Here is a 3283-nt window from a genome sequence, read left to right on the forward strand (position 1 = left end):
GTCGCTCGCGAACGCTTTCGCCGCGAGCGCGGGGCGATCGAGCGTGCCGTCGGCGTGCAGGATGTCCTCGCCGAAGGCGTCGACGAGTTCGGCGAGGCCGTCGGATCCCGGAGCGACGATCTCCCGGGCGACGACATCGGAGTCGACGATCACCGCCCCGAGTTCGACGAGCTCCTTGGCGACGGTCGACTTGCCCGCGCCGATACCTCCGGTCAACCCCATTCGCAGCACGCTGCCAGTCTCGCATCACCACGCCGTCGAGGCATCTTTGCGGTCCCTGCAACGCTTCGCGCATCGTCGGTCCCGACGGCGAGACGACACATTCGTCCGTCTGCTCGTCGAAGTCGACGGTGTACAGCGTCGGGTAGGGGCCGGCCGGACGCGGGCTGCGCCACGACCTCCCGCAGGGACGGCTTCGCCGCCGGCGATTCTCGGGTCATCATCGGCTCGATGACGATGAACTCCCCGTCCCACGAGCCGTCGACAGCACCTCGGTGAATTCGAACGATCCGGGAATCACGTGGTCCTCCGCGTCCGCTCAGTGCATCCCCACGACCGGGGCGGTGTTCTCGAGCGGCGAACCCGGAGACGGAATGCAACCCTCCGGAACGGAGTGCGGACCGGGAAGTCGCGCCGCGCGCTCCACGGAATCCGTTGCGGCCGGGCCGACTCCGTGGTCGGCGCCCGTCGTGGAGAAGTGCATGTCGACATGAGGTGCGCCGTAGGGGATCCCCGGGGCGTGACCGGGCGGGTTCGGATTCCCGTCCGAGCATCCGCCGAGATCCGGCGCAGGTGGGGATCGAGTGGGCGTAGGCGGCGAGGACCACGGTGCCCGGGCTCCCGGGATCACACCCCGATCACGGTGGGGTCACGGGGCGGTCGCAACACCGCTCGACGACCGGACACACCCCCTCCGACCTGGGGTAAATGCGCAGAATTCGCGGGACTGTCCGATATCGTCGGTGCGAAGCGTCCCTCCCGGCTCGTCCGGAGCATTCGAGAAGGCAGGCCATGCGATCCTCCACCTCCACCACAGGTCGGCATCGCCTCGGCATGGAAAACGGGGTTCACTGCATCCTCATCCCCGAGGTCGCTGCCGCCCTCGCCGAGCACCGGCGGAACTGGTTCACCGCGCTGCTGACGAACGCGCGCCACAGCCACGCCGCGATGCGCAAGCGCGCGACGGCCCTGCCCGCACAGTGGGCCACTCCCGCCGTGGGGTGAACTCGCCCCCGAGCTGAGCACCTGCTGCCGACGACATACGAAGACCGGCCCTTTCCGTTTCGGAAGGGGCCGGTCTCGTCGTCGTCCCGGAGCCGTTGCTCCGAAACGAGCGCGAGGCGGGAGGAAGCGCTTCCCCGGAACGCGGACGGCCCCGCACCGAAAGGTGCGGGGCCGTCCGTGGGAACGTGTCAGGCGTTGCCCGACAGCTTCTCGCGCAGAGCGGCGAGCTGGGCGTCGCTCGCGAGCGATCCGCCGGTGGTCTCCGGAGCAGCCTCGGCACCCGACTCGGACGAGTAGTTGCCACCGGACACGCCGGCCGCAGCTTCGGCAGCCTCGTCGGCAGCCATCTTCTCGATCTGAGCGGTGTGCATCTTGTGGCGACGCTCGGCCTCCGCGTAGCGGGACTCCCACTCCTCACGCTGCTTCTCGTAGCCCTCGAGCCATTCGTTGGTCTCGGGATCGAAGCCTTCGGGGAAGATGTAGTTGCCCTGCTCGTCGTAGCTGTCGGCCATGCCGTACTTCGACGGGTCGAACTCGGCGGTGTAGTCCTCGTTCGCCTGCTTCAGCGACAGCGAGATACGACGACGCTCGAGGTCGATGTCGATGACCTTGACCATCGCGTCGTCGCCGACCGCGACGACCTGGTCCGGGACCTCGACGTGGCGCTCGGCCAGCTCGGAGATGTGGACGAGGCCCTCGATGCCCTCCTCGACGCGGACGAACGCGCCGAACGGAACGAGCTTGGTGACCTTGCCCGGCACGATCTGACCGATCGCATGGGTGCGGGCGAACTGACGCCACGGATCTTCCTGCGTGGCCTTGAGCGACAGGGAGACGCGCTCGCGATCGAGATCGACGTCGAGAACCTCGACGGTGACCTCGGTGCCGACCTCGACGACCTCGGACGGGTGGTCGATGTGCTTCCAGGACAGCTCGGAGACGTGCACGAGGCCGTCGACACCGCCGAGATCGACGAAGGCGCCGAAGTTGACGATGGAGGACACGACGCCCTTGCGGACCTGGCCCTTCTGGAGCTGGTGCAGGAACTCGCTGCGGACCTCGGACTGGGTCTGCTCGAGCCATGCGCGGCGCGACAGGACCACGTTGTTGCGGTTCTTGTCGAGCTCGATGATCTTGGCCTCGATCTCCTTGCCGACGTACGGCTGGAGGTCGCGAACGCGACGCATCTCGACGAGCGAGGCGGGCAGGAAGCCGCGCAGGCCGATGTCGAGGATCAGGCCGCCCTTGACGACCTCGATGACGGTGCCCTTGACGGCCTCGTCCTTCTCCTTGAGCTCCTCGATCGTGCCCCAGGCGCGCTCGTACTGCGCACGCTTCTTGGACAGGATCAGACGGCCTTCCTTGTCCTCCTTGGTGAGAACAAGTGCCTCGACCTCATCGCCCACCGACACGACCTCGTTGGGGTCGACATCGTGCTTGATGGAGAGCTCGCGGGACGGGATGACGCCTTCGGTCTTGTAACCGATGTCGAGCAGCACCTCGTCGCGATCGACCTTGACGATGGTGCCCTCGACGATGTCGCCATCGTTGAAGTACTTGATCGTGGCATCGATGGCGGCGAGGAAATCCTCGGCAGAGCCGATGTCGTTGACGGCTACCTGCGGCGAGGTGACGGTGGTGGAGGCCATGTGTTGAGTTGCTCCGGACGGGTTGATAGTCGGTTGGTGAAATTCGGTCGGGCACGTGAAACACCCACTGCGATACGGCGATGTGTGAGTCACGGCGAGTTCCCCGCTCGGCCGTGGAGCCGAACTGCGGACACTCGCGATCACCAGGCTACGCGCCTCGAGGGGACCCGGGCAAACCGATATCGTGGCCCGTCCTGCCGACCCGTTAGGCTCACGCACATGTCGGGCTCCGTGAACCCCCTTTCTCCAGACTCGTCCGGCGACTCGGACGGGACCGACGACGAGACCGCGCGGCACGCGAACGCGCAGACCGTCCTCGGCGAGACCCGGCCCACCCGCACCCGCCTCGGCTCCCTCGAGAGCGAGCGCGCGAACCGGGTGTGGTGGGACGCCGACGCCGAGGACTACCA

The 3283-nt window shown here is 67.3% G+C and carries 3 protein-coding genes and 1 pseudogene; 2 read left to right on the forward strand and 2 right to left on the reverse strand.

Annotation, left to right across the window (positions count from 1 at the left end):
* The coding region (gene coaE / locus R1101_RS27595; protein WP_198420305.1) for a dephospho-CoA kinase at positions 1–231 on the reverse strand (231 nt) is incomplete at its 3' end.
* 780 nt (positions 232–1011) lie between these two features.
* Between coaE and R1101_RS0119380 the strand changes: the two genes are divergently transcribed.
* A complete protein-coding gene (locus tag R1101_RS0119380) occupies positions 1012–1224 on the forward strand; it encodes a hypothetical protein (RefSeq protein WP_016934979.1) in 213 nt (70 codons plus the stop codon).
* 188 nt (positions 1225–1412) lie between these two features.
* Here R1101_RS0119380 and rpsA read toward each other — a convergent pair whose 3' ends face one another.
* On the reverse strand, positions 1413–2873 hold the full coding sequence (gene rpsA / locus R1101_RS0119385; RefSeq protein WP_016934980.1) for a 30S ribosomal protein S1: 1461 nt from the start codon (positions 2871–2873) through the stop codon (positions 1413–1415).
* Between the two features lie 219 nt (positions 2874–3092).
* On the opposite strand from rpsA, the pseudogene R1101_RS27600 reads away from it, so the two are divergent.
* A pseudogene (locus tag R1101_RS27600) lies at positions 3093–3283 on the forward strand (SAM-dependent methyltransferase); the annotation flags it as partial.

Origin of the sequence: Rhodococcus sp. R1101, assembly GCF_000278445.1 — a bacterium.
GTDB classification, from domain to species: domain Bacteria; phylum Actinomycetota; class Actinomycetes; order Mycobacteriales; family Mycobacteriaceae; genus Rhodococcus; species Rhodococcus gordoniae.

Coding starts and splice junctions, on each gene's coding strand:
- R1101_RS0119380 (WP_016934979.1), top strand. CDS start 1,012: ATGCGATCCTCCACCTCCACCACAGGTCGGCATCGCCTCGGCATGGAA.
- rpsA (WP_016934980.1), bottom strand. CDS start 2,873: ATGGCCTCCACCACCGTCACCTCGCCGCAGGTAGCCGTCAACGACATC.